Below are 23608 nucleotides of genomic sequence, written 5' to 3'. Positions count from 1 at the left end.
CGAACGTCAAGCACAAAAAATATGTTACAGGAGGTTTTAAAGAAGTATCAGTCAACCTTCAAGCCGGTGATTCCGCTTTTAGGAGAACATGAGTCCCTGCTGGTAATGGATTTTACGGCAAACAATACTACCCTCACTAAAAACATACTGCAGGATATCAACAAGTTCAGCAGGTATATTGACAACACCCTTGCTCAAAGTGGTTGCCGGTTAGGCATTGGCGGCTATGCAGAGCACCGTACCATTTATGCGGTAAGTCCTCATTTCGATGCAGGAGAAGAGCCCAGAAGGCTGCACCTGGGCATAGATGTATGGGGAGAAACAGGTACGCGGTTATATGCACCTATGAATGCCCATGTACACAGTTTCCGCTTCAATGACCATTTCGGGGATTATGGTGCCACTATCATTTTGCAGCATCAGCTGGATGGCTATATTTTTTACACGCTGTACGGACATCTCAGCATCTCCAACCTGCAGGGATTATACGAAAATATGCCTGTCACCGCCGGACAGCCGCTGGCGCATTTTGGTACACCGTCAGAAAATGGTGGCTGGCCACCGCATCTGCACTTTCAGCTGATCGAAGACATGCAGGGCTTCCGGGGCGACTATCCCGGTGTATGTCGCTATACTGAAAAAGAAAAATACCTGCTAAACTGCCCTGATCCCGATGTTATTCTGCAATTGAACCAGTACACACACTAACCTAAAAAAGGCTGCTGTTTTATACGCAAACAAAGAATCCTCCGCACTTTCAGGCAATGCTGGTAACGCCTGATTAATATCATTCAAAATAAAATCGTACATCTCCTTTACTGACAGCTGTTCCAATTAAAACTTATAGAAGTGTTGATTTCATTAGTTTTATATGCAGAGAATTTTTTCATATTTAATAATAAATATACGTGGAGATAGTTGCCCCTTGCAGCTATACTATTTTTTGTACATTTAGCCAATCAACCAGAAAATGGATTCTTCCGCGACTACCGACATCACACTTTGGGAAGCACTGCAACAAGGCAGTCAACAAGCCTTTGCTACTATATATGACCGTTACTTTCAACGGTTATATGAGTATGGCATCCGTTTGCATCCGGATGAAGACCTCGTAAAAGACGCTATACAAGAGCTTTTCATTAAGTTATGGACCAATAAAGACACCCTCACATCTGCGAATCCGCTCCCATACTTATTGGTATCCCTGCGCAGCACCATTTATAGCCGGCTGCGTCCACGAAAAAATGCCGTCCTTATTTCTTTCGATCAGGAGCAACATGATTTCCTGGCACACTTCTCCGCAGAATCTGCCAACATCAAAAAAGAACAACTACAGGCACAACACCAGCGGTTGTTGAATGCTTTGAATCAACTGAATGCCCGGCAAAAGGAAATATTATATCTCCGATATTTCGAAGAGCTGGACTATGAAAGCATTGCAGCTATTATGAACCTGTCTGTAAAAGGCGCCTATAAGCTCTCTGCCCGCGCCTTACAAAACATGCGCGATATTCTGCAGGTATCCACTGCAGTGCTCATTACACTCCTCGCCAATTTCCATTTGGAAATGATGAAATAGTAAATTGTCGGCTATTCATTAGGTTTTAAAGCAACAGATACTATTTTTACGCAGTAAAATTTATTTGGTATGAGAAAACTATTGCTGTCAGGTCTTTGCTGCCTGATGATGGGCACAATGGCTGCGCAGGTTCCGTTGAAAGTGATGACGTTTAATATACGCTATAATAATCCGGACGATAGCTTAAATGGCTGGCCTCACCGCAAAGATAAAGTAGCTTCAGAAGTATTGTTCTATGGCGCTAATACGGTAGGTGTACAGGAAGCATTATATGATCAGATGCAGGACCTGCAACAACGGCTACCCGCCTATAAAAGCATTGGCGTAGGCAGAGATGATGGTAAAACGAAGGGAGAATATGCGGCTATCTTTTACGATACCACACGTTTACAATTGCTGAAGAGCCAAACATTCTGGCTGTCAGAAACACCCACTGTTGCGGGTAAAATAGGCTGGGATGGCGCCTGTACCCGCATTGTTACCTGGGGTAAATTCAGAGATAAAAAAACAAAGAAAGTATTTTTCCACTTCAATACACACTTCGACCACATGGGCAAAATTGCCCGCCGGGAAAGTGCTAAATTCCTGTTACAACAGGTGCATGTCTTAGCAGGCAATACGCCCGCAATCGTTACCGGCGACTTCAATGCCATCCCATCAGATGAGCCCATTCAGATCATTATGAATTCAAATGATCCATTGCACCTGACAGATAGTAAAGCTATCAGTCAAACGCCACATTTCGGTCCTGTAGGCACTTTCAACGGATGGAATATTGCTGAAAGGGAAAACCAGCCTATCGATTATATTTTTCTGAAGGGAAAATTCAATATACTAAAGCATGCCAGCATTTCTGAAACCTGGGAAGGACGATATCCGTCTGATCATTTTGCAGTATACGCGGAGGTGATCATTAATTAATAGCAACGGGTGTATCAGCCTGTTTGATACACCCGTTGACAATAAAACTTAGTCGTGGGTGTGTTCCACAGACATACTGTTTTCCAGTGCATCCACCACCTTGTTATGGAGGTTACCGTTTACATCAATACTGATCTGTAATTTACCACTGCTAAAGGAGCCGGTAAAGTCGCCAATCTGCAGTTTGGTCAGGATCAGGTCCATGGAGATTTTCAGGGAACCTTTCCAGTCAATCTTCGTGTCAGTAACTACTACGTCCTTTCCTTTGGCCATCAGTTCAATCCGGCCGGAGAGCAGAATTTCTACCGGGATCTTTTTGGTTTGCCAGGTTATAAAACCTTTCAGTCTTACTGCCGGGTCTTTCTTATCCCCTTCTACTCTGGCATACACTTTCACCTGTTGGTAAGTACCTTTGGGAATCTTGATGGCGCCCAGTACAGCAGGTACCTTTTTCAGGTCTATCTGCCGGTCTGTTTTCAATTTAAATTCCAGTTCATCTTTGCCGCGTTTTGCATCAAAGCGGATTTCTCTTAAACGTGCTGTTGCAGTGTCCCAGGTAATGTCGAAACCACCAGGAGCAGCTTTGGCCATCGCTGCATCTCCTGTGAGAGCAGATAAGCGTCCTGAAGCATCCGGTGATAACGTGGAAGTTGGATTGACTGCTGAAATTTCGTAGTTCACACTGGCTACGTCCGAGTTGTCAATTGGTTGTTGTGTGTCTGGACCCGCCATATCCTTGTTAGAACAAGAAGATAGCAGGATAGAAGCAATGCCTACAGCACCGCAGAATTGTAGGATTCCGGTTTTCATTATCGATATGGTTTTTAATGACTAATGGGGATATTCTTATGGTAAATTTAATAAAGAAATTGGGAAAACAAATGCATTCACTGTTAATTTAAAAAGAATGATCCGGTTATGCGATGCACAACCGGATCAATATATGATGTTTTAATATGGAATCCTATTTAAGCGACGCCTTTTCAATTCGTGTAGGCGTATCCGTTCCATTCACGATGGTACCCGCGCTAATAGCGATGGCATTAATGATATCTGTAATATTGCTCACGTCCAGGGTAGACAGCTCGTCATCTACGGTATGATAAAACTGGTCTTTATCTATCTGGGTGGTGGAGATGGTATGTGCCGGCACCCCTTGCCTGGCCAGTGTGGCGTTATCTGAGCGGTAAAACAGGTTTTGTTCAGGATAAGGATCCGGGTAGAAACTAAACGTAGATCCTTTCAGGTTACGTTGCAGGATGGTTCCGAAATCAGAACGTTCAAACCCCGTAATGAAGGCGCTGTTCCTTCCAAATTTGGATTCCTTTCCGATCATTTCAATATTAAACATCGCCACTACTTTATCCGGGTTCTGCTTTTCAGAAAAGTAACGGGAGCCATGTCCACCCGTTTCTTCTGCTGTAAAGGCAACGAAGATAACGGAGCGAACCGGAGGATGCTTTTTGAAATACTTTGCCAACATAATCACAGCGGTGGTACCGGATGCGTCATCATCTGCGCCATTCGCGATGCTATCGCCGGCTACTGCAGGCAATGTACCCAGGTGATCATAGTGCCCCGAAAACACTACATATTCATCCGGTTTGGAGCTGCCTTTAATCATGCCTGCTACGTTGGCAAAATGCTGGCTGCTGATATCCCTCCGGAGATGAATACTCCAGGAAGCTGTATCTGCTACAGGTTCTTTTTCGTATACCAGTATAATATGTTTTCCTTCGGATGATTTAGCGCCGGCTGCTTCCAGTTCTGCTTTGGTATCATAGCTCCTCTCTGAAAAAGAGGCACTCAGATCGCCCAGGAAACCCGCCATGGAAGGCGCTAGCCATACCAGCACATTTCTTTCCATTAATTCCGGATGACGCAATATTTTCATCAGCTCACCGGGATCTTTTACATGTACGGCTGCATAACTGTCGTCTTTTTCCCAGTCAAAACTACGGCTGGCACCAATAGGGATAACGGGCCAGTCCTTTTCCTGTCCACTAACGGTAAGGGTTACACTGGTTTGTTGCAGCCGGAACTTACCAAACTCCTGCAGAAAGTTTTTTTCTCCGGTTAAAGGCTGAAGCCCCGCTTTGGCGAACTCACCGCTGATAAATGCCGCGGCTTTTTCAATACCGGGTGTACCTGGTAAACGGCCACCCATATCGTCTGCTGCCAGCGTGCTTATAATGCGGGCAACTTCTTTTTCTTTAATTTCCTGGGCATAACCGGTAACAGCCATACTGCCGGCGGCTAAAAATAATAACAGTGATTTCTTCATATAAGCAGTTAGTCCTTTTTCTTGTTGTCTATTTTGATCGTTGATGGTCTTTCTTTGTCTTGCTGTGCGTAAATACTGCTATACATTTTGAGAATGGCCGCATAGTCAGTTCCGAACTGCAAGTCTAACATTTTCCCTTCAGGTGAAACTAACACTTTGGTAGGATAACCGCGCACATTGTACAATTTTTCTACTTTACTGTCTGAGTGGGCTGCGGGGAAAATATACTTATTGGCTATCACAAACTCCCGGGTCGTTTCCAGGGGCTCCCGGCAGGAGATAGCGAGTATCGCATTCCCGGGATGCTTACCTGCTTTCATTTCTGCCGCCAGCTGGTTAAGATGAGGTAAATCCTGCCTGCAGGGACTGCACCAGGTTCCCCAGAAGTCCAGCAGCAGCCATTTGCCTTTATAATCTGCCAGCCGGAAGCTTTCATTATTCAGGCCGGTGAGTGTAAAATCCGGCGCTTGTTCCCATTCTTTCAGGAGCACATTCCGGAAATAGTCCTGGAAGGATTTATCCGGAAAATTTTTCTCAAACATATTTTTTGCCGTCTCCAGCATATCCGGGTTAGACATCAGTTGTTTCGAAAGCACCCTCATCGCCTCTTCCGGTTTACCCAGCGCAGTAAGCGCCTCTGCAAACTCCGGACTATAATCTTCCTTCGAGTTCAGGAAAGAGCGATCATAAAAACTATCATATGCTTTCTCCTCATTATTTTTCGGTGCATTGGCGGCGGCCAGGGCCAGATAATTCAGGGCTGCTTTTTTATCTTTTGGGAGGGTTTGCTCATATTTGAGATGATAGGCATGGGCAAGAATATTCCGGTTGGCATATTTCTTCTCTTTCAGCTCCGGATGAGAGGTCCAGAACGCAGTATCCGCCTGGTTACTCTTCAGGTCTTCCAGCGTTCTATCCAGCAGTGCATCCGCTTCCTTATGCAGCTTCGCTTTGCGGAGGATGCCGTATACCATTATTTCGTAGCGGGCGGCTTTACCCAATGTCATTTCTGCCGGGGTAACACTGCTATATTGTGCTGCAATACTTTTCAGTATAGCCGTATCCGTTGTACGCCTGGCTTTATTCCACAAGGCCATTGGTTTAACAGAAGCCTGTATGGTGCTGTCTTTTTCCATCACCAGCCTGTTAATTACTTCCTGCGCCATAACCGGCATTCTCCGGCTTTCCTCAAAAATCCGCTGAATGGCCTTTTCGCTTAACCCGGCTTCGGTAAATTGTTTCCTGGCACTGACAGTATCAAACGGTTCACTGAGCAGACACTGGGAAAATGACTGATCCAGCCAGCCATTCAGGGAGCCTTTATATACTGACAACAATTTTATCAACACCATGGCTGAATCGGCATCCATGGCTACTATATGCTGCAATTTATTGAACAGCGCTGACGGATCGCCTGCCAGTGCATAAGAGGGGATGTTGTTCAGGGCATCACCATATACCTCCCGGATATACGGAGAACTTCCGCGGTTTAAGTTCAACAATGCTTTTTTAAACATCTCATTATTGCCATAGCGGGGAACATTCAACGCCAGGAAAGCAGCTACTTTGGCGGAATCGGGCTCTCTTTTTTCATCCAATGAATGGCTGAAGTAACTAAGTCGTACCAGGGCATTATAGAAAGCGGTATCAGCTGCGGGCACTTTTGTATCAGCAGGTAACTGCATACCTGCGATCACTAAACTTACAGGTGGTTGTCCCGATGGGGTGCGGTGGTCATATTTAAAGGCTATTACATGATGCTTACTACGGGAAAGTGTATACGAAAAAATAGCAGACATGTTCAGCTTATCGGATGGATCTGCTTCCTGGCTGCCGGCAATTTTGATGACATCTTTCTGCACTTCTTCTACCCGGTAAGTCCGCGGTCCGGCTGTCCACTGGTAATTGACAGCTACTTTCTCCGGGAAAGGCGCAAACATCCTTTCCATATTATAAGGAAAATATTTCCACATACCTGGCATTGCAGCGCGCATATCTAAAGCCAATCCCAATGACTCCCCCACTACAGCACTAACTTCCGCAGTATTGGCAGGCTGTCCTACACTGTCGTTTGCAAATATTTTGAATGCGAGCGGATGATATAGCAGCAACATGTCTGTCATCATCCCTGCATCTACCTTATAAGTTGATGGATCCGCCGTGTTGTAATTATTATCCGTATTCTTTACCAACGCACTTTCGAGTACGGCTTCCGCATCGGCAGAACCATCCTTATTGACGCCGGTAATCGTAATCCGGTAAATCTTCTCTATAGATTCTTGCCGATCGGGTGAAAAGTAGTTATTCATTTCCAGGCGATACAACCAGCTGTCATGTTGCTTAAATTTTGATTGACCGGTAACTTTAAAAGTGCTGCCAAGAAGGGACATCAGAGCGAGCAACAATGGGAATCTGGGCATACGTAGCATCAGGTTTGGATTTCTGAAAATAGTGATATAAAGACTAACATACAATAGCTGCCTGCTTCCTTTGAATATTTGCGTATTTTTGGGTCTATACAATTATGTCCAATCAGCCTTTAAGACCAGACGAAACCAAGCTCAGCGCCGCTGAGAAAGAGTTTGAGAATAGTATACGTCCCCGGGAGATCATGGATTTTTCGGGTCAGGATCAAATTATCGAGAACCTGAAAATATTCATTAAAGCGGCAAAGATGCGTGGCGAAGCACTCGACCATGTATTATTTCACGGCCCTCCAGGGCTGGGTAAAACTACGCTGTCGCGCATTGTGGCGAACGAACTGGGGGTAAATATCCGCGAAACTTCCGGACCGGTCATTGAAAAACCCGGTGACCTGGCCGGTTTGCTCACTAACCTGGAAGATAAAGATGTATTGTTTATTGATGAAATACATCGGCTCAGCACTGTAGTGGAAGAATACCTGTATTCGGCCATGGAGGATTACCGCATCGATATCATGATAGATACGGGTCCGAGTGCACGTTCCATACAAATTAACCTGCAGCCGTTTACGCTGATAGGTGCTACCACCCGGTCAGGACTGCTCACTGCGCCGTTGTTATCGCGCTTCGGCATTAAATCCAGGCTGGAATATTACAATGCCGCCACTTTGCAAAAGATCCTGTGGCGCGCCGCAGGATTGTTGAATACAAAAATCACCTCCGATGCAGCTAATGAAATAGCACGCCGTTCGCGGGGCACTCCACGTATTGCAAACGGGTTGCTGCGGCGGGTGCGCGACTTTGCTCAGGTAATCGGTACCGGTGTGATAGATATGGAAATAGCGCAGTTAAGCCTGAAAGCATTGAACGTAGATGAATACGGTCTTGACGAAATGGATAACCGTATTCTCAATGTAATTATCGAAAACTTTAAGGGAGGCCCGGTTGGGATTACTACCATTGCCACTGCTGTAGGGGAAGAATCAGGCACCCTGGAAGAAGTATATGAGCCGTTTCTGATACAGGAAGGCTTTATTAAACGTACGCCAAGAGGAAGGGAAGTAACAGAGAAAGCCTATATCCATCTGGGCAAAACCTCTTACAGAGGCGGCACTAACTTATTGTTTTAGCTTTTAGCCATTAGCTTTTAGAAAAAATGCAGCGGAGATTATCTCCGCTGCATTTTTTCTAAAAGCTAATGGCTAAAAGCTAAAAGCTGATTCATTATACTTCTTTCACCACCAGTCTGAAACCATTACCGTGAATATTCACGATTTCAATATTGGAATCATCCTTCAGGTATTTGCGTAGTTTAGCAATGTATACATCCATACTACGACCATTGAAGTAGGTATCGCTACCCCATATTTTTTTCAGTGCCAGTTCGCGTGGCAGCAGATCATTTTTGTGTTCGCATAACATGTGCAGCAGTTCGTTCTCTTTTGGAGAGAGCGTATGTGTTTCATTGTTATGTGCCAGTGTGCGCAGACGGGAGTTGAAAGCATAGGAGCCGATAATGAACTCGTGTACTTCCTCTTCCTTGTTGTTCAGCTCCTGGTTGCGTTTCAGGATAGCTTTAATTTTCAGCAGCAACAGTTCGCTGTCGAATGGTTTGGATATATAATCATCTGCACCCAGTTTATAGCCCTGGATGATATCTTCCTTCATGGTTTTAGCAGAAAGGAAGAAAAGCGGAATATCAGGATCTACGTCCCTGATTTCTTCGGCCAGTTTAAATCCGTCCATATTTGGCATCATAATGTCCAGCAGACAGATGTCAAATTTTTCGCGGCGGAAGGCTGCCAGAGCCAGGATACCATCGCGGCACAATTCCACATCATAGTCATTCAGCTCCAGGTAGTTTTTCAGCACCATACCCAGATTGGTATCATCCTCAGCCAATAATATTTTCGGTTTACGTTCTTCCATAATCATAAAGGATTGATTATAACAAATATAAAGTTTTTCTGCGGCACGAAAGGTCGGTAAAATTTGGGCGCCAGCAGTCAAATGAATTGTTAAAACTATTACTATGATATTCCGTGAATACGTTCTATTTCTTACTCAGCAGGGATGTAAAGGGGTAACGGAGGTTACTGTAATTGATCATATCTACCACAATGTTGCCTACCGATATGGGGCTTTCTATCCTTAAAGGCACTTTATTGGCGTCATCACTTACCCATACAGTCATTTTTTCCCCGCCTTCAAAGATGGTTCCTTTAATCAGGAGTGGCTTGAATTTGATGGCGCGGAACTTACCGAATTTAGTATTGATTTCTTCTTTGCCCATATATCGGACGTAGATGTTATATACCTGGTCATCGAGGAACATGGCAAAGGGTATTTTATCGCCGGCTACGTACTTGTCGAAATTGATGTTACGGGCGTAATAGATGGCACTGATCACATCCTGCACGCAGGGGGGCACGGTAAAGGTACCATTGGTACTGATGGCCTGATGACCGGCCTGGTTAAAGATAACGTTGTTAAAGATCTTATAACCGCCTTCATTTACATTACGGATAAACTTCAGGGGCTGCAGGGTGGCGGTATCAATATAGCTCTCGTACTTATCACGTACTTTAAAGATCCAGTCGTAAGCCCTGTAGGTTTTACCATCTCCTACCACATGGTATACATCGCGGTTAGCGAAGCGTTCGAGGCCTACATTAAAAGTAGCTTCTCCGGCGCCTACATACATTTTACCAAGATTATAGAATACTTTCAGGGTAATACTTTCGCCGGCATTAAAGCTGCTATTGCGGATAGAGCAGAAATCGTTTTGCGCTTCAACACGTTGAATACAGGAGAGCCATAAGATGATTAGTAGAAGATACTTCATTGATGGAAGCTATTTTTCCTTAAAAATTTTTACTCCTAACAACAGCACACTTCCCAAAACGGCCGGTAGTACCAGGTTAATCAGCCATATACCTACCGTAGCTGCTATAATAGCCACGGTATTGGAGCTTAACAACCCAAGGAAAAAGATGCTCACTTTTCCACGTACCCCCAGTTCTGCAATGGCGATAGTAGGAACGCCCGCCATTACCAGATAAATTACACTATTCAATAAGAAGGCCTGCCACCACATGAACTCCACGCCAAGTGCGTCCAACAAAATCAAATACTGTGCCGAGAAGACTATATACCGGAGGGCTGAAAGCAGCAACAGGTAACGTAATTCGCCGGATGAATATTTGACTATGATTTGAACAAACACCTTTGCTTTACGTAGGAAAGGTACCTTTTCAAATACAGACAGAATAATTTGTAACCGAAAATATAACAATATAATCAGGCCGCAAATAAGAACTCCGCCAAACAGGATTATTTTCTGCCATAAGGAAGGGTTCAGGAAAGCGCTCTCCTTTGCCAGCGCGAAGTTGTTGATATAGTAGAGTAAACCAATTAACCCAAAAATAATAGTCACTATCAGTTGACTAAAACTTCCTACTATAGTAGCAGCAATGGCTTTCAGCTTGTTATGATTCTTGAGATAAAGGATGCGTCCACCGTACTCGCCTACACGATTTGGGGTATTAATAGACAACGACACGCCTGAAAGAATAGCACTGAATGCTCTCAAAAAAGAAACTTCCTCTAGTGGCGCCACCAGCCTTTGCCACTTGCGGGCTTCCAGCCCCCAGTTAAAAAGCATCAGTACCATTACCAGGAAGATGCCTACCCAGCCCTTCTCCTGCAGGGTCCCCCACATATGACCGAGCGACAACTGCAGGTTGTCCCGGTGAATCAATTGCGAATAGATAGAGTACGCCAGCCAGGTAAAAAGCCCCGCTCCTAATAAGTAATTGAGAATTATTTTGGTACTTTTGTTCAGATAGTAAAATTTTGGCAAAAATAAACTGTGGTTGGCAAACAAGTCAAAAATAATTCTCGGCATTGACCCCGGTACCCTCGTAATGGGCTATGGGCTTATACTTATCGAAGGAAAAAAGGCCAGTCTCATCGAGATGGACGTACTAAAACTATCCAAACTCAAAGATCACTACGAACGATTACAGCTGATTCACTCCAGGGTACAGGATCTTATTCAACAGCATAAACCAACCAGTTTTGCTATTGAAGCCCCATTTTTTGGCAAAAACGTACAAAGTATGCTTAAACTCGGACGTGCCCAGGGAGTAGCTATTGCTGCTGCCATACAGGGAGGCTTGGCCGTTACTGAGTATTCCCCCAAAAAAGTGAAACAATCTGTTACCGGAAACGGTAACGCGGATAAAGAACAGGTATGGCTGATGCTGCAACGTATCCTCAGTCTTGCCGAACGCCCTGATTACCTTGATGCTACAGATGCCCTTGCCGTAGCTGTCTGCCACTTTTACCAGGAAAGCAGTCCGCTCGCAGGTATCAGTAAAGCAAAAGGCTGGGAGAAGTTCCTGCAACAGCACCCCGAAAGGATCGCCAGATAAAAAATAACCCGTAAAAGGTTATTTCATAAATCCGTAAATTGTAGTTACTTTGGTTGAAATTCAGCAACCCATTTAAAGCTAACGGCCATGCGCCGGGATAACAGCTTAACTATGAAAAGTGACCATCATTTGTTATACGCAAGTTATATAACAAGCTTTTTTATATTAATCAGCATCAGGCAGATATGAAAGCAAGAATCCTATTGGTGGAAGATGATCAAAATATTGGTGCGGTTACGAAAAAACGATTGGAAGAAGCGGGTTATGATGTAGTGCACAGTATAGACGGCCAGGCAGCATGGGAGCAGTTCCAGGTACGCTCATTCGATATCTGCTTACTGGATGTAATGATGCCCAAAAAAGACGGCCTACAACTGGCGCAGCAAATCCGCGAACTCAATGATCACGTTCCTATATTATTCCTCACTTCCAAAAATGAAAAAGAAGACAGAATAGCGGGTCTCCAAACAGGTGCGGATGACTATATCAGCAAACCTTTCAGTATGCAGGAACTGATACTCCGCATTGAAGTCTTCCTCAAACGAACCATGGGCCGTAGTAAAGACAAGTCAAGTCTCTTTACCATTGGTCAACTTACCTTCGACTATGAAGACCTCCGCCTGTACACTACCAATGGAGATGTATCCATTTCCGTGACCCAGAAAGAAGCGGACCTGCTGAAATACTTCTGTAATAATCCCAATAAAACACTCAAAAGAGAAGATATACTTTCTAATGTATGGGGAAAAGATGACTACTTCCTCGGACGCAGCATGGACGTATTTATTACCAAACTGCGGAAACATTTCAAATCAGATCCACAAATCAAACTGGAAACGGTACATGGTGTGGGCTTCCGGTTTAATATTCCCCCTGCCAGGTAATACAACTATAAAGCGGCTATAATTTGCGCCTGTATCTCCTTAAACTCATCCGGAGACAGCTTCAGCTTACTGCGGGAAAAATTCATATCTTCTGCCGAGTTAATCGGTATCAGATGCATATGCGCATGCGGGACTTCCAGTCCAACCACACTGACGCCTATACGATTACAGGGAATTACTTTTTCTATAGCGTGTGCAATAGGTTTGGCAAACAACAACCATTCTTTCAGCAGGTCATCCGACACATCAAAAAACTTATCCGTTTCCGTTTTAGGGATCACAAGGGTATGTCCTTTTACCAACGGGAAAATATCCAGGAAAGCATAAAAATGTTCGTTCTCCGCTATTTTATAGCTTGGAATCTCACCTTTGATAATTTTCATGAAAGGGTTCATAATATTAATTTCTTAGTGCCAATGTAAAATAAAAAGGGTTGCAAATGAATGCAACCCATACAAATATCATGAAAAAGTGCCAGTAGCGCTTATGCAGTTATATTATCAATCTTGAATTTAACCTGTCCGTTAGGTGCCTGCACCTCCGCCACTTCACCTACATGCTTTCCCAATAAGCCTTTGCCAATGGGAGAAGTTACAGAAATTTTGCCAGCCTTGAGATCAGCCTCTGTTTCCGAAACTATCTGGTAAGTAACCGTCTTTTTATTAGCCACATTTGTAATGGTTACCTTACACAGGATAGATACTTTAGAGGTATCAATCGCATCTGCACTTACTATACGTGAAACAGCAATCGCATTTTCCAACGTAGCAATTTTCGCCTCGTGCAAACCTTGCGCTTCTTTGGCGGCATCATATTCGGCATTTTCCTTCAAGTCACCCTTTTCTCTTGCTTCTGAAATAGCACGCGCAATTTCGGCCCGACCCTTGGTTTTAAGTTGGGTCAGTTCGCTCATCATCAGATCCAGGGTTTCTTTCGTAACGTAATTTATGCCAGACATAACCTGTTGTGTTTTTTTGGTTATAAGAAAAAAAAATCAACGCCTCCATTTGCACAGAAGCGTTGTTTACTGGTATTATCGCAAATATAATGAATTTCCTATAAAGAAAAAAGGGCCTTATTTCGGGATTAAATAAATTGAAAATCAATCATTTATCCCGAAATCCAGTCCCTGCTTGACAGGTTTATAAAATGTTTAATTTCTCTAATACAATGCGCGCCATCTTAATACTCGCCTGATGAGAGTAACCTGCAATATGTGGGGTTACTATCACATTAGACGCTTTCAATAACCACGCTAATTGCGCCTTTTCTTCTTCGTTATATGTCTCTAATTTTTCGTTTTCCAGTACATCCAGACAGGCACCTGCCACTACACCACTTTCCAGTGCAGCAATCAGATCCGGGTTATTCACCAGCTTGCCTCTCGCTGTATTCAGAAACCATACCGGCCGGGCAAAGGAAGCAAAAAAGGCCGCATTGGCCAGGTGCTTCGTTTCCGCCGTCAAAGGCAGGTGTATACTTACTACATCCGCATCCCGGAATATCTCCTCCATGGTGGCCTCTTTCACAGCGGCCGTACCAAAACCGGTCTTATATTTATCATAAGCCAGGATATTCACGTCAAAACCCTGCAACTTGTGCGCGAAGGTGCTGCCTGTATTACCATAGCCTATAATCCCTACGGTTTTGCCATTCAACTCATAGCCCCGGTTGCCGTCACGCTCCCAGATGCCAGCCCGTAGCTCCAGGCTGCTTTTCAGCACATTGTTCAGCAGGCAAAGCAACATGCCCACGGCCTGTTCTCCTACCGCATCCCGGTTGCCTTCCGGACTGCTGGCACAATGAATACCCTTGCTCTCTGCATAAGGCACATCAATCAGTTCCATACCGGAACCCAGACGACCTATCCACTGCAGCGCCGGCGCATGGTCAATGATATGTTTATCTACCCGGATACGGGTGGTAACAATCAGGCCTACGCAATCGCTGATGGTACTGTATACTTCGTCATAAGAAATAGACGGCTGGTAGATTACTTCAAATCCTTTGTTTTCCAGCTGTTCAACTAAATACGGATGTGTTTTCGCCGTAACTAATACTTTCCTGCTCATATCATCTTATGGGATAATGCTGCAAAATCAGCCACACTCAATTCTTCAGCTCTTTTTGTAAAGATGGGATCCTGTGCTAACAGTTCCTTATCAAACATCGTCTTCAGCGGATTACGCAATTGCTTGCGCCGCTGCCCGAAGGCGGTTTTCACCAGTACAAAAAATTTGCGCTCAGAGGCAATATCTACCGGTTGCTCCAGCCGGGTAAGGCGGATCACGGCAGATTTCACTTTCGGCGGCGGATTGAAGCTATTTTCATGTACTTCAAATAAATATTCTATCTTATAATAGGCCTGCAACAACACGCTGAGAATACCATATTCCTTGTTACCATGGGAGGCCGCAATACGCTGTGCTACTTCCTTCTGAAACATGCCTACCACCACATCCACCTGGGAACGCCATTCAAGCAATTTGAACATGATCTGTGTGGAGATGTTGTAGGGGAAGTTACCAATCAGGCGAAAAGGTCCTTCAAACGGCAATGCTGCATCCAGGATACTTTCATTGATCAGCTTACCCTGAATATCGGGGTAAGTCTTTTCCAGGAATTGTACCTTTTCCCTATCCAGCTCTATGGCCTTAAATTGAATGCCTGGCAGCTGTAACAGGTATTTTGTAATGGCGCCCCCGCCGGGGCCCACTTCCAGCACTTGCTGGCCATCGTTTACAGGTAACGACTCCACAATTTTCCTGGAGATGTTTTCATCTATAAGGAAATGCTGGCCGAGAGATTTTTTTAGTGTATACATCAGAGTTGCAAAGATAGGATTTAGCGGTTAGCTTTTAGCGGTTAGCTTTTAGCGGTTAGCTTTTAGCAAATGCAGCGAAGATTAACATAATATGTTCTTCCTGTATTTGCTAAAAGCTAACAGCTAAAAGCTAAATGCTTATATTTGCCCCTCATTGAGGCAATACAGCATGAGTACCACCCAGATCAACAAACCGGTAATAGGTATCACCATTGGCGATATCAACAGCATTGGCGCAGAAATTATCATCAAAACCTTCATGGATGCACGTATGATGGAGTTTTGCACGCCGGTGATTTTTGCATCCAACAAAACCATCAACTTTTACCGGAAGCTGATGAATGAAAACAACTTCAATTACCAGAGCATCAAAGATTTTACCCGCCTGAATCATAAACAGGTAAACGTGTATAACTGCTGGGAAGAGGAAGTACAGATCACACCTGGTGTACTGAATGAAACCGGTGGTAAATACGCTGCCCGGGCACTGGAAGTAGCCATCAAATGTATGCAGGAAGGCTATATCAACGGACTGGTAACCGCTCCTATTCACAAAAACAATATACAAAGCACCACCTTTAACTATACGGGCCACACTCCCTACCTGCGGGATGCCTTCAATGCTAAAGATGTCCTGATGTTTATGACCGCTGATAACATGCGTGTGGGCCTGCTCACAGAACATGTGCCGTTAGCGGATGTGGCAAAATATGTTACCAAGGAKAATATCCTGGGTAAATTACAGCTGATGAAAGACAGCCTTGTAAAGGATTTCGGTATTGATCAACCCCGTATTGCCGTATTGGGACTGAATCCTCATGCTGGTGATGATGGCCTGATAGGCCGCGAAGAAATAGATCAGATTATACCCGCTATCAGACATGCCAAAGGCAATGGCATCCTGTGTTACGGACCTTATAGCGCCGATGCCTTTTTTGCACGTGAAATGTTTAAACAGTTTGATGGTGTACTGGCAATGTATCACGACCAGGGCCTCATTCCATTTAAATCACTGGCCAGCGGCAACGGTATCAACTATACTGCCGGACTGGGCGTGGTACGTACCTCCCCCGACCATGGCACCGCTTTCGACATTGCCGGCAAAAACCTGGCAGATCCGGACTCCTTCAGACAAGCCATCTTCACCTGTCTGCAAATACTGGAACAACGGGAACGCTATGCAGACAATACCCGGAATCCACTGAAGAAAACGGAACTGGCATCGGAATAGCATAAAGCGAAAAGCATAAAGCAAAAAGCTATTGAGGCGAATGACATAAGCGAAGAATAATATCCGCTTGGGTCATTCGCCTCAATAGCTTTTTGCTTTATGCTTTATGCCTTCCGCTTCCCGGCATTCAGGTATGATTGAATGGAAGTAACATAATTCTCAAAGGCTTTCTTGCCAATGGGGGTTATTTTACAAATGGTTTGCGGGTAATTTTCTTTAAACTGCTTCACTACCGTTATATACCCGGCATCACGTAATTTATTAATCTGTACACTCAGATTGCCTGCTGTAGCATTTGTTTTCTCTTTCAGCAACGTGAATTCCGCTTCCTGTTCGCTGATCAATACTGACATAATAGCCAGCCGCAATTGCGAATGTAATACCGGATCCAGATCTTTAAAGTCCATGAGCATGATTTTCTGATAGCTATTCAGATACTTAGCTATTTTGTTTCAATGATTTACGTGCAATGGAAACAAAATAACTAAATATCTAAATAATAAAATTTCAAATTATTTCTGGGCAGCTTCCAACAGCTTACGGGTATATGCCTCTCCCCAATGCGGTGCAATGTTGCTTTCCGGCTTGAAGGCGGCAAACTTTTCCAGTGCCAGCTCAAAAGTAGTTTTCGCCTTAGCCTTACTACCACCAAATTGTTCAGGTGTGAATAGCAAAGACTGTCCTTGTAACATGTACACACGCGGATTTTCCGGGTTCAGTCCTTTAGCTTGTTCGAGTTGTGAAGCTGCTTCTGCGCCATACTTCATGCCCCTGCTCATTGGATCTACTGTAAGTCTGGCAGTAGCTACAAGTGAACGGACGCAGGCAATTTCTGAATTTTTAGGGCTCAGTGCATCTGCTTTGTCCAGGTTAGCTTCGGCCTTATCTGCCAACGGATCTATCTGACTTTTATCTTTCAGTGTAAAAGCCTGCATTACCTGCATGTAAGCAGCATAATAATAGGGCAACCATTGAACTTTTTCCGCATCGGCAATGCGTTCAAAAGTGTTGCTTTTCTGTTGTAACCCATCTGGGGTAAAAGTGCTGCTGCTATCCAGATCAGCAGTTTGTTTAGCCATTGCATCCTGGTACTGGGCGCTTTGGGCCATGGCAGCGGTAGTCAGACTACCAGTAAATAAAAGAGCAAGAAAGATACGTTTCATATATGTTGTAATTAGAGGTTATTAATAACATCCTGTCTTCTGTCTATACCGAAGTTCATAAACATACCCAGGAAAATAAATCGTGGCACATTGGGCGTAATTTCATCCCGGCGCAATCCATCGGTGGAATAGTGATAGCCAAACACCTGTTTGTTACCTGGTGCATTGCTAACCGATAAAACAAAGATGGTGAATGCTTTCCGGATAGTAGTCAGATAACTGGCGCTTACACCTATAGCGTTGTAGCTGATCGTTTTTTCAGACATAAACTTGTCCTGCGGCAGGTTCGGATTGTAATAAGGACGACCGGTAGCAAATGTATATGTTAAACCCAGGTTAGTAGCGAGCTTGGGAAAGAAACGCTTGAATACCAGGCTGGCAGTATGATTGGCAGCAAAATCAGGCATTACCCGGTAAGGATAATTCAGGTAATCACGCTTCGTATCCAGGTAAGAATAAGAGATCCAGTAATCCACGTTTTTAAAGGTTTTACGGTCACGCCAGAAAACTTCTACTCCCTGTGCATAGCCGCTACCATTATTATTGTAAGTGGGTACCGTTTTAACGAGGTCGTTGTATTTTTTGTAAAATACTTCTGTACGGAAAGTGTAGTCAGTGGCAACTCTTTGATAACTCACAATATAGTGGGTGGCTTTCATATAGCCGAGAAACTTATCAAAGCGGAGATACTGTGGTTCCGGCTTCTGATAATAATCGCCGTAGGCTACTGAAAACTGGCTATAGTTATTCATTTTATAAGCCAGTGATACACGGGGAGCGAAATCCATTTTACCCAATACAGAAGAATACTCTGCACGACCGCCCACACGTCCTACAAAACTGGGTGTAAAGTAAATATCACCTTCCGCAAAGGCAGCAGTATAGTTGTCTACATAATTGGCATTGTTGCCATTGAAGGCAGATTTCTCTACGGCATACTGGTATTCTGCCCCAAACCGCATTACGGAAAAGCGACCCAGGTTTTTATACAGCATCAGTTTGGTCTGGCTGAGGTCCGACTGCACCCTGATCAATGTAGGCACCTGGTTTTTCAGCAACGTGTCCGCATTGATATTATCGGTATTGGAACTGAAAGACGCTCCTATGTATAAATGCCAGTCGTGTCCTATGTTTTCACGCCAGGTAAGATTCGTATAGACGTTATTGTTATGTAGCTTAAATGATTCGGTATATCCCGGATACTCCAGGCTATTTTTATTGAAGCCCATTTTAGTCCAGTTGCCGTAGCCATAAAATTTGAGCATCCCGGTTCTGGATGTTTTATGGCGGAAGTTAGCGGAAGTACCGATAATCTCTGGTCCCAGATTAGGCGACTGTTTGGGCTTAAAAATATTGAAATACGGGGCGAGGTTCGTATAGTCGGCCTCGACACCATAAGATGTTTTTTTATCTTTCGACAGGTTATCCACGCCGGCATTTACGCCAATAACAGACACCCCTACCGAGGAAGAGGAACGATCCGGTAAGTCCACTGATTCCAGGATCAGGGCAGAAGATAAACCCTGTCCGTATTGGGCGGAATAACCACCACTGCTAAAAGTAGTGCCTTTAAAAAGAAAAGGGGAAAAACGACCACGACCTGGAATATCCGGTAAGCTGCTGGAAAAAGGATTCCTTACCAACATACCATCTATCAGTGTCTGCGTTTCATAACCAGTACCACCGCGTACAAATAAGCCTTCACGGTCGTTTGTTTGTTGGGCACCGGGTAATGTTTTAATGGCATTCACGATATCTGCGCCTGCACCCGCAGTAGTAACGATATCCAGTGGTTTCAATACCGTACCTTTCTTATCATCGCTGGCCTCAAAACTACCTGCTGATATCGTCACCACACGTAAAGCATTTACATCACTTCTGAGTACAATATTCAGTTGCTGATCGGTGCTGGTATTGATCTGCAATTCTAACAACTGGTACCCGGTCAGGGTAGCTGATAACAGGTGATCTCCGGTGGTGGTGGTAGTAAAGGAAAAGGAGCCATCTGCTCCTGTAGTGGCCCCATCATAAGAGCCTTTTATGGCGATGTTTACGCCCGTCAGGGGGCGCTTTTTATTATCTGTTACCTTACCGCTGATTTTACTTTGTGCCAATGAAAACATTGGAACACAAATAAGCAGATATAGATAAAGGTTGAATCTTGACATACTTAGGGATTAAATTCCCATCAAATGTAAACTAGTTTATTTTATAAACCAAATATTGTGTTAAAAGGCGGATAAACAAGTTATCCGCCTTTTAACTGCTAACCCTTAAAAATATCTTGGACTAGTCACCCTTGCTTTCTTGCTATTAAACAGGAACCCCAGTGAAATTTCATGTGATCCCTGCTGATAGCCTGCCATCTTATTAATAGTAATATCGTAGGAATAACCAATGCGCAGCTGTTGTGTAGCGTAAAACTCCACAATTACACTGGCCGCATCCAGCTGCTCCAGGTTATCCTCCAGGGCAGGCTTCTTCCATAATTTCACCCCTGTTCTGTAAGAGCCACCTACCCAGAGCTTATCCGCAATCAACAGAAATGCATTCAGGTCTACGTTAGTAGGACCTTTAAAATCTTCCTTCATTAATATAGATGGCTTCAGCTTCAGATTGTCAGATAAATTCAGCAGATAGCCCGCTGTTAAATACAGGTGCTGCGTTTTACGGATGGTTTTATAATTGTATCCGCCCCAATAATAGCGGGTATTATCGGTATACAAAGAGAGGAGGTCCATCACAGAAACACCGGCATAAAACTTAGGCGTGTAGTAATAAATACCGAACCTGGCATCCGGAACGATGGTAGACGTATTTCCCAAGGGAATAGCATTATCCTGGTCATCGATATATTTCAATGCAGTACCATCAATACTATATTGCGTGATGCCCCCCCCAATGCCCAGGCACAAACGTTTTGTGCCTTCATCTCCCAAAGGTATACGGTAAGAATAAAATCCGTAGGCCGATAAAGACTTCTCAGGCCCCAGGTTATCCATCATTACCTGGGCACCTACTCCTACCCTTTCATCATGTGCATTGGTGAGTCCATCAATGGAAATACCGGCGGTTTGCGGGGCACCGGGGAAATTCACCCACTGATGCCGGTAAATCGCATTCATATACCAATCCTGTTTGTATCCGGCATAAGCAGGATTTACACTCAAGCCGTTAAATACATACTGGCTAAACTGCAGATTTTGCTGCGCCAGCCCGGGCAGCCAGCAAATGCAGCTCACCCATAGTAGGATTATCCTTTTCATAACCAGTTCTCTGTTTAAATGAAAACCTTATCTCAGTAATTCAATCCATCCTTTATAAGACCTTTCGCCTTCCGGTGTATTCAGTTTAAGGATATAATAATAAGTGCCTTCGTTCAGGTCTTTTCCATCCCACTCATTCTGATAATTCTTCGACTGGTACACCTGGTTACCCCAACGGTTATAGATGAATAAAGAAGAATTAGGATACCTGGAGATACCAATAATAATCAGCTTATCATTTTTACCATCTCCATTCGGAGTGATCACATTTGGAATGAGGATATCATCGCCTGTTACGGTGACTACCTGACTGGTAGCCCTGTTATTAGACACGTCCGGATCCGGTAACGACGAGGAAGCGGTGGCACTGTTCACCACGGCACCGATATTGGTAACACGGGTAGTGTATTTCAGTGTAGCCGTTTGCGTGAGTTGCAGGCTATCCAGTGTCCACACTATTATTTTAGTGCCAGGATCATACGTGACTTCACCTGCACTGGCATCAAATCCATTGATGATATCGAGGTTGCTGTTCAGTGTATCTCTTACTACGATGCGGGAAGCTGTAAACGGTCCTGCATTGTTCAGCGTAATCGCAAAGGCGGCCTTACCTCCTACCTGTAGCGGCGTAGTATTCTGCAATTCTTTCTTCACCTGCAGATCTGCTGTTGGAGATGCTTCTACATTTGTAACCACCAATTGGCTGGTATTATTTTCCTGATTAGGATCTGTTATGCCAGCTGGTGCGGCGATAATGGCCTGGTTGCGCAGCTGCGCTGTTGTCAGCACCTTACCTCTTATGGTGATGGTAATGCTTGCTCCCGCAGGGAATGTACCTGCTGTAGCCCGTATCACATTGCCAGTGTTGCTGAGCTGTATATTGGCAGCACCACCGGTAGTGGCACTCACTACGGCATATGCACCTTGTATACTGGCCGGTAGAATATCTGTAATAACTACACCATCTCCTGCAGCAGGACCCGCATTATTCGCCATCAACAGATAAGTAATTGAATCATTTTCACGGATCGTACGCGGACCTGTTTTGGTAATCGACAGATCCAGCGTTTTAACTGCTGGTACCACAACAGTGATGACCGGCTGAGTAGGAATTGGTGGTGCTGTGCCTTGCTTTAATATGGCAATGTTAGAAACAGATGTAACTGTAGCATCTGCAGGAATTACTCCGGCAACATTTACCTGTATTGTATTGCTGCTGCCGGCATCCAGGTTACCACTCACCGTTACATTATTACCGCTACCGGTGGCCGCACCAATGATCTGCGAAGTACCATTCGCTACTGCAGTCCAGGTAACATTACCAACGGCTGTCGGCACCGCATCTGTGATGCTTATACCAGCTGCACCGGAAGGTCCGGCGTTAGTAGCAATGATCACATAATGAACCGGATCACCTGCTTTCACCTGGGCATCACCCGTTTTGGTAATGCTTAATTGCGAACGTGCGCTTACTTGTGTGGTAGCCGTTCCATTCACCGTATTATTATTCGCATCTGTTGCACTCGCCGTATTCGTAATACTACCAATAAAGCCAGGATTGATTTTACCGCTAATCTGTATGTTGATGGCATTGCCTGCACCAGCGGTGATATTACCGGTCAGTGTTACATCGCCACTGCCAGAGCTGTTGCCTGTTATCGATGCGGCTCCGGTGGTATTGGCCGTCCAGCTTACTCCACTGAGTGTATCAGATACAATATCACTGATCTTCACACCAGTAGCATCAGATGGTCCGTCATTCGTTACAGTTATAGTATACTTCAGACTATCGCCTGCAATAGCGGTAGCTGCTGCTTGTTTCACGATACGCAGCGTTGGTTTCTTCGTYACYACSGTGATCACCGGTGTACTTGGAATRGARTCRCCCGTTGCTGGTTTCAGTACGGCAATATTAGATACGGAAGTATTCGTACCTGATCCTACCACGCCKGTAATATTTACTACGATGTTRTTGCCTGCACCTATATTTCCTTTCACCAACACATTATTACCACTGCCTGCTGCACCACTCGTTACCTGCGAAGTACCGCTCGCTACTGTTGTCCACGTAACGTTGCCGACAGCTGYCGGTACCGCATCTGTGATACTTACACCTGTTGCGCTGGAAGGACCGGCGTTAGTAGCAGTAATCACATAACGAACCGTATCGCCAGCATTCACCTGCGCGTTACCTGTCTTCACAATACTTAATTGTGATTGTGCACTTACCTGCGTTGTAGCCGTTCCATTTACCGTATTATTATTCACATCTGTTGCACTTGCTGTATTCGTAATACTGCCGATAAAATCAGAATTAATTTTACCGCTAATCTGTATGTTGATGGCATTGCCTGCACCAGCGGTGATATTACCCGTCAATGTTACATCGCCGCTGCCGGTGCTGTTACCTGTGATGGATGCGGCTCCGGTAGTATTGGCCGTCCAGCTTACACCACTGAGGGTATCAGATACAATATCACTGATCTTCACACCAGTAGCATCAGATGGTCCGTCATTCGTTACAGTTATAGTATACTTCAGACTATCGCCTGCAATAGCGGTAGCTGCTGCTTGTTTCACGATACGCAGCGTTGGTT

22 protein-coding genes are annotated in these 23608 nt (G+C 44.6%); 7 read left to right on the top strand and 15 right to left on the bottom strand.

The window, feature by feature from the left end; genetic code table 11:
• Nucleotides 1–21: 21 nt before the first annotated feature.
• The 3 genes from AC1DCV_RS32345 to AC1DCV_RS32335 all read left to right on the top strand — a co-directional run bounded on the left by AC1DCV_RS32345 (nt 22) and on the right by AC1DCV_RS32335 (nt 2500).
• Nucleotides 22–708 carry a peptidoglycan DD-metalloendopeptidase family protein gene (locus AC1DCV_RS32345; RefSeq protein ID WP_477027054.1) on the top strand — a complete coding sequence of 229 codons (687 nt, stop codon included), beginning with the start codon at nt 22–24 and terminating at the stop codon, nt 706–708.
• Nucleotides 709–970: 262 nt separating this feature from the next.
• Nucleotides 971–1579 (top strand): RNA polymerase sigma factor, encoded by a 609-nt coding sequence (locus AC1DCV_RS32340; RefSeq protein ID WP_477027053.1) that lies wholly within the window; start codon nt 971–973, stop codon nt 1577–1579.
• 69 nt (nt 1580–1648) lie between these two features.
• A complete protein-coding gene (locus AC1DCV_RS32335; RefSeq protein WP_477027052.1) occupies nt 1649–2500 on the top strand; it encodes an endonuclease/exonuclease/phosphatase family protein in 852 nt (283 codons plus the stop codon).
• A 48-nt stretch (nt 2501–2548) separates the two neighbouring features.
• Here AC1DCV_RS32335 and AC1DCV_RS32330 read toward each other — a convergent pair whose 3' ends face one another.
• From AC1DCV_RS32330 to AC1DCV_RS32320, 3 genes are all read right to left on the bottom strand, one after another.
• Entirely contained in the window at nt 2549–3310 is a 762-nt protein-coding gene (locus tag AC1DCV_RS32330) for a hypothetical protein (protein ID WP_477027051.1), read from the bottom strand.
• A gap of 154 nt (nt 3311–3464) precedes the next feature.
• On the bottom strand, nt 3465–4784 hold the full coding sequence (locus AC1DCV_RS32325) for a M20/M25/M40 family metallo-hydrolase (RefSeq protein WP_477027050.1): 1320 nt from the start codon (nt 4782–4784) through the stop codon (nt 3465–3467).
• Between the two features lie 8 nt (nt 4785–4792).
• Nucleotides 4793–7204: a TlpA family protein disulfide reductase gene (locus AC1DCV_RS32320; protein ID WP_477027049.1), complete on the bottom strand. Its 2412-nt coding sequence runs from the start codon at nt 7202–7204 to the stop codon at nt 4793–4795.
• Between the two features lie 104 nt (nt 7205–7308).
• On the opposite strand from AC1DCV_RS32320, the gene ruvB reads away from it, so the two are divergent.
• On the top strand, nt 7309–8337 hold the full coding sequence (gene ruvB / locus AC1DCV_RS32315) for a Holliday junction branch migration DNA helicase RuvB (RefSeq protein ID WP_133807342.1): 1029 nt from the start codon (nt 7309–7311) through the stop codon (nt 8335–8337).
• A 94-nt stretch (nt 8338–8431) separates the two neighbouring features.
• Here the strand turns inward: ruvB and AC1DCV_RS32310 are convergent, their stop codons facing one another.
• The 3 genes from AC1DCV_RS32310 to AC1DCV_RS32300 form a co-directional block, all read right to left on the bottom strand.
• Nucleotides 8432–9136 carry a response regulator transcription factor gene (locus AC1DCV_RS32310; protein WP_133807343.1) on the bottom strand — a complete coding sequence of 235 codons (705 nt, stop codon included), beginning with the start codon at nt 9134–9136 and terminating at the stop codon, nt 8432–8434.
• A 124-nt stretch (nt 9137–9260) separates the two neighbouring features.
• Nucleotides 9261–10052 (bottom strand): DUF3108 domain-containing protein, encoded by a 792-nt coding sequence (locus tag AC1DCV_RS32305; RefSeq protein ID WP_441576489.1) that lies wholly within the window; start codon nt 10050–10052, stop codon nt 9261–9263.
• A 9-nt stretch (nt 10053–10061) separates the two neighbouring features.
• Entirely contained in the window at nt 10062–11069 is a 1008-nt protein-coding gene (locus tag AC1DCV_RS32300) for a lysylphosphatidylglycerol synthase domain-containing protein (RefSeq protein WP_477027048.1), read from the bottom strand.
• A gap of 13 nt (nt 11070–11082) precedes the next feature.
• Here AC1DCV_RS32300 and ruvC point away from each other — a divergent pair, with 13 nt between their 5' ends.
• Nucleotides 11083–11643 carry a crossover junction endodeoxyribonuclease RuvC gene (gene ruvC / locus AC1DCV_RS32295; RefSeq protein ID WP_441576487.1) on the top strand — a complete coding sequence of 187 codons (561 nt, stop codon included), beginning with the start codon at nt 11083–11085 and terminating at the stop codon, nt 11641–11643.
• A gap of 185 nt (nt 11644–11828) precedes the next feature.
• The gene (locus AC1DCV_RS32290; protein WP_441576486.1) at nt 11829–12527 is read left to right on the top strand and encodes a response regulator transcription factor; all 699 of its coding nucleotides are present in this window, start codon (nt 11829–11831) and stop codon (nt 12525–12527) included.
• 5 nt (nt 12528–12532) lie between these two features.
• On the opposite strand, the gene AC1DCV_RS32285 is transcribed toward AC1DCV_RS32290, so the two are convergent.
• The 4 genes from AC1DCV_RS32285 to rsmA form a co-directional block, all read right to left on the bottom strand.
• Nucleotides 12533–12910 (bottom strand): HIT family protein, encoded by a 378-nt coding sequence (locus AC1DCV_RS32285; RefSeq protein WP_441576485.1) that lies wholly within the window; start codon nt 12908–12910, stop codon nt 12533–12535.
• A 101-nt stretch (nt 12911–13011) separates the two neighbouring features.
• Entirely contained in the window at nt 13012–13485 is a 474-nt protein-coding gene (gene greA / locus AC1DCV_RS32280) for a transcription elongation factor GreA (RefSeq protein ID WP_441576484.1), read from the bottom strand.
• A gap of 184 nt (nt 13486–13669) precedes the next feature.
• The gene (locus AC1DCV_RS32275; protein ID WP_477027047.1) at nt 13670–14599 is read right to left on the bottom strand and encodes an NAD(P)-dependent oxidoreductase; all 930 of its coding nucleotides are present in this window, start codon (nt 14597–14599) and stop codon (nt 13670–13672) included.
• A complete protein-coding gene (rsmA, locus tag AC1DCV_RS32270; protein ID WP_477027046.1) occupies nt 14596–15351 on the bottom strand; it encodes a 16S rRNA (adenine(1518)-N(6)/adenine(1519)-N(6))-dimethyltransferase RsmA in 756 nt (251 codons plus the stop codon). Before rsmA ends, AC1DCV_RS32275 begins: the two co-directional genes overlap by 4 nt.
• Before the next feature lie 169 nt (nt 15352–15520).
• On the opposite strand from rsmA, the gene pdxA reads away from it, so the two are divergent.
• Complete coding sequence (pdxA, locus tag AC1DCV_RS32265; RefSeq protein ID WP_477027045.1) at nt 15521–16582, top strand: 4-hydroxythreonine-4-phosphate dehydrogenase PdxA; 1062 nt, start codon at nt 15521–15523, stop codon at nt 16580–16582.
• Between the two features lie 104 nt (nt 16583–16686).
• On the opposite strand, the gene AC1DCV_RS32260 is transcribed toward pdxA, so the two are convergent.
• The 5 genes from AC1DCV_RS32260 to AC1DCV_RS32240 form a co-directional block, all read right to left on the bottom strand.
• Complete coding sequence (locus tag AC1DCV_RS32260) at nt 16687–16989, bottom strand: winged helix-turn-helix domain-containing protein (RefSeq protein ID WP_477027044.1); 303 nt, start codon at nt 16987–16989, stop codon at nt 16687–16689.
• 105 nt (nt 16990–17094) lie between these two features.
• On the bottom strand, nt 17095–17745 hold the full coding sequence (locus tag AC1DCV_RS32255; RefSeq protein ID WP_477027043.1) for a hypothetical protein: 651 nt from the start codon (nt 17743–17745) through the stop codon (nt 17095–17097).
• Between the two features lie 11 nt (nt 17746–17756).
• Complete coding sequence (locus AC1DCV_RS32250; protein WP_477027042.1) at nt 17757–19913, bottom strand: TonB-dependent receptor; 2157 nt, start codon at nt 19911–19913, stop codon at nt 17757–17759.
• 105 nt (nt 19914–20018) lie between these two features.
• Complete coding sequence (locus tag AC1DCV_RS32245; protein WP_477027041.1) at nt 20019–21011, bottom strand: PorP/SprF family type IX secretion system membrane protein; 993 nt, start codon at nt 21009–21011, stop codon at nt 20019–20021.
• A gap of 27 nt (nt 21012–21038) precedes the next feature.
• The coding region (locus AC1DCV_RS32240; RefSeq protein WP_477027040.1) for a T9SS type B sorting domain-containing protein at nt 21039–23608 on the bottom strand (2570 nt) is incomplete at its 5' end.

The organism is Chitinophaga sp. 10T418 (assembly GCF_056394125.1).
The sequence above is the reverse complement of the archived record's forward strand: the minus strand, read 5'-3'. Positions and strand labels throughout refer to the sequence as shown.

Excerpts from the sequence above, each read along its gene's own strand:
- AC1DCV_RS32345 (WP_477027054.1), top strand. The coding sequence starts at position 22 with ATGTTACAGGAGGTTTTAAAGAAGTATCAGTCAACCTTCAAGCCGGTG.
- AC1DCV_RS32340 (WP_477027053.1), top strand. The coding sequence starts at position 971 with ATGGATTCTTCCGCGACTACCGACATCACACTTTGGGAAGCACTGCAA.
- AC1DCV_RS32335 (WP_477027052.1), top strand. The coding sequence starts at position 1,649 with ATGAGAAAACTATTGCTGTCAGGTCTTTGCTGCCTGATGATGGGCACA.
- AC1DCV_RS32330 (WP_477027051.1), bottom strand. The coding sequence starts at position 3,310 with ATGAAAACCGGAATCCTACAATTCTGCGGTGCTGTAGGCATTGCTTCT.
- AC1DCV_RS32325 (WP_477027050.1), bottom strand. The coding sequence starts at position 4,784 with ATGAAGAAATCACTGTTATTATTTTTAGCCGCCGGCAGTATGGCTGTT.
- AC1DCV_RS32320 (WP_477027049.1), bottom strand. The coding sequence starts at position 7,204 with ATGCCCAGATTCCCATTGTTGCTCGCTCTGATGTCCCTTCTTGGCAGC.
- ruvB (WP_133807342.1), top strand. The coding sequence starts at position 7,309 with ATGTCCAATCAGCCTTTAAGACCAGACGAAACCAAGCTCAGCGCCGCT.
- AC1DCV_RS32310 (WP_133807343.1), bottom strand. The coding sequence starts at position 9,136 with ATGGAAGAACGTAAACCGAAAATATTATTGGCTGAGGATGATACCAAT.
- AC1DCV_RS32305 (WP_441576489.1), bottom strand. The coding sequence starts at position 10,052 with ATGAAGTATCTTCTACTAATCATCTTATGGCTCTCCTGTATTCAACGT.
- AC1DCV_RS32290 (WP_441576486.1), top strand. The coding sequence starts at position 11,829 with ATGAAAGCAAGAATCCTATTGGTGGAAGATGATCAAAATATTGGTGCG.
- AC1DCV_RS32285 (WP_441576485.1), bottom strand. The coding sequence starts at position 12,910 with ATGAAAATTATCAAAGGTGAGATTCCAAGCTATAAAATAGCGGAGAAC.
- greA (WP_441576484.1), bottom strand. The coding sequence starts at position 13,485 with ATGTCTGGCATAAATTACGTTACGAAAGAAACCCTGGATCTGATGATG.
- AC1DCV_RS32275 (WP_477027047.1), bottom strand. The coding sequence starts at position 14,599 with ATGAGCAGGAAAGTATTAGTTACGGCGAAAACACATCCGTATTTAGTT.
- rsmA (WP_477027046.1), bottom strand. The coding sequence starts at position 15,351 with ATGTATACACTAAAAAAATCTCTCGGCCAGCATTTCCTTATAGATGAA.
- AC1DCV_RS32260 (WP_477027044.1), bottom strand. The coding sequence starts at position 16,989 with ATGGACTTTAAAGATCTGGATCCGGTATTACATTCGCAATTGCGGCTG.
- AC1DCV_RS32255 (WP_477027043.1), bottom strand. The coding sequence starts at position 17,745 with ATGAAACGTATCTTTCTTGCTCTTTTATTTACTGGTAGTCTGACTACC.
- AC1DCV_RS32250 (WP_477027042.1), bottom strand. The coding sequence starts at position 19,913 with ATGTCAAGATTCAACCTTTATCTATATCTGCTTATTTGTGTTCCAATG.
- AC1DCV_RS32245 (WP_477027041.1), bottom strand. The coding sequence starts at position 21,011 with ATGAAAAGGATAATCCTACTATGGGTGAGCTGCATTTGCTGGCTGCCC.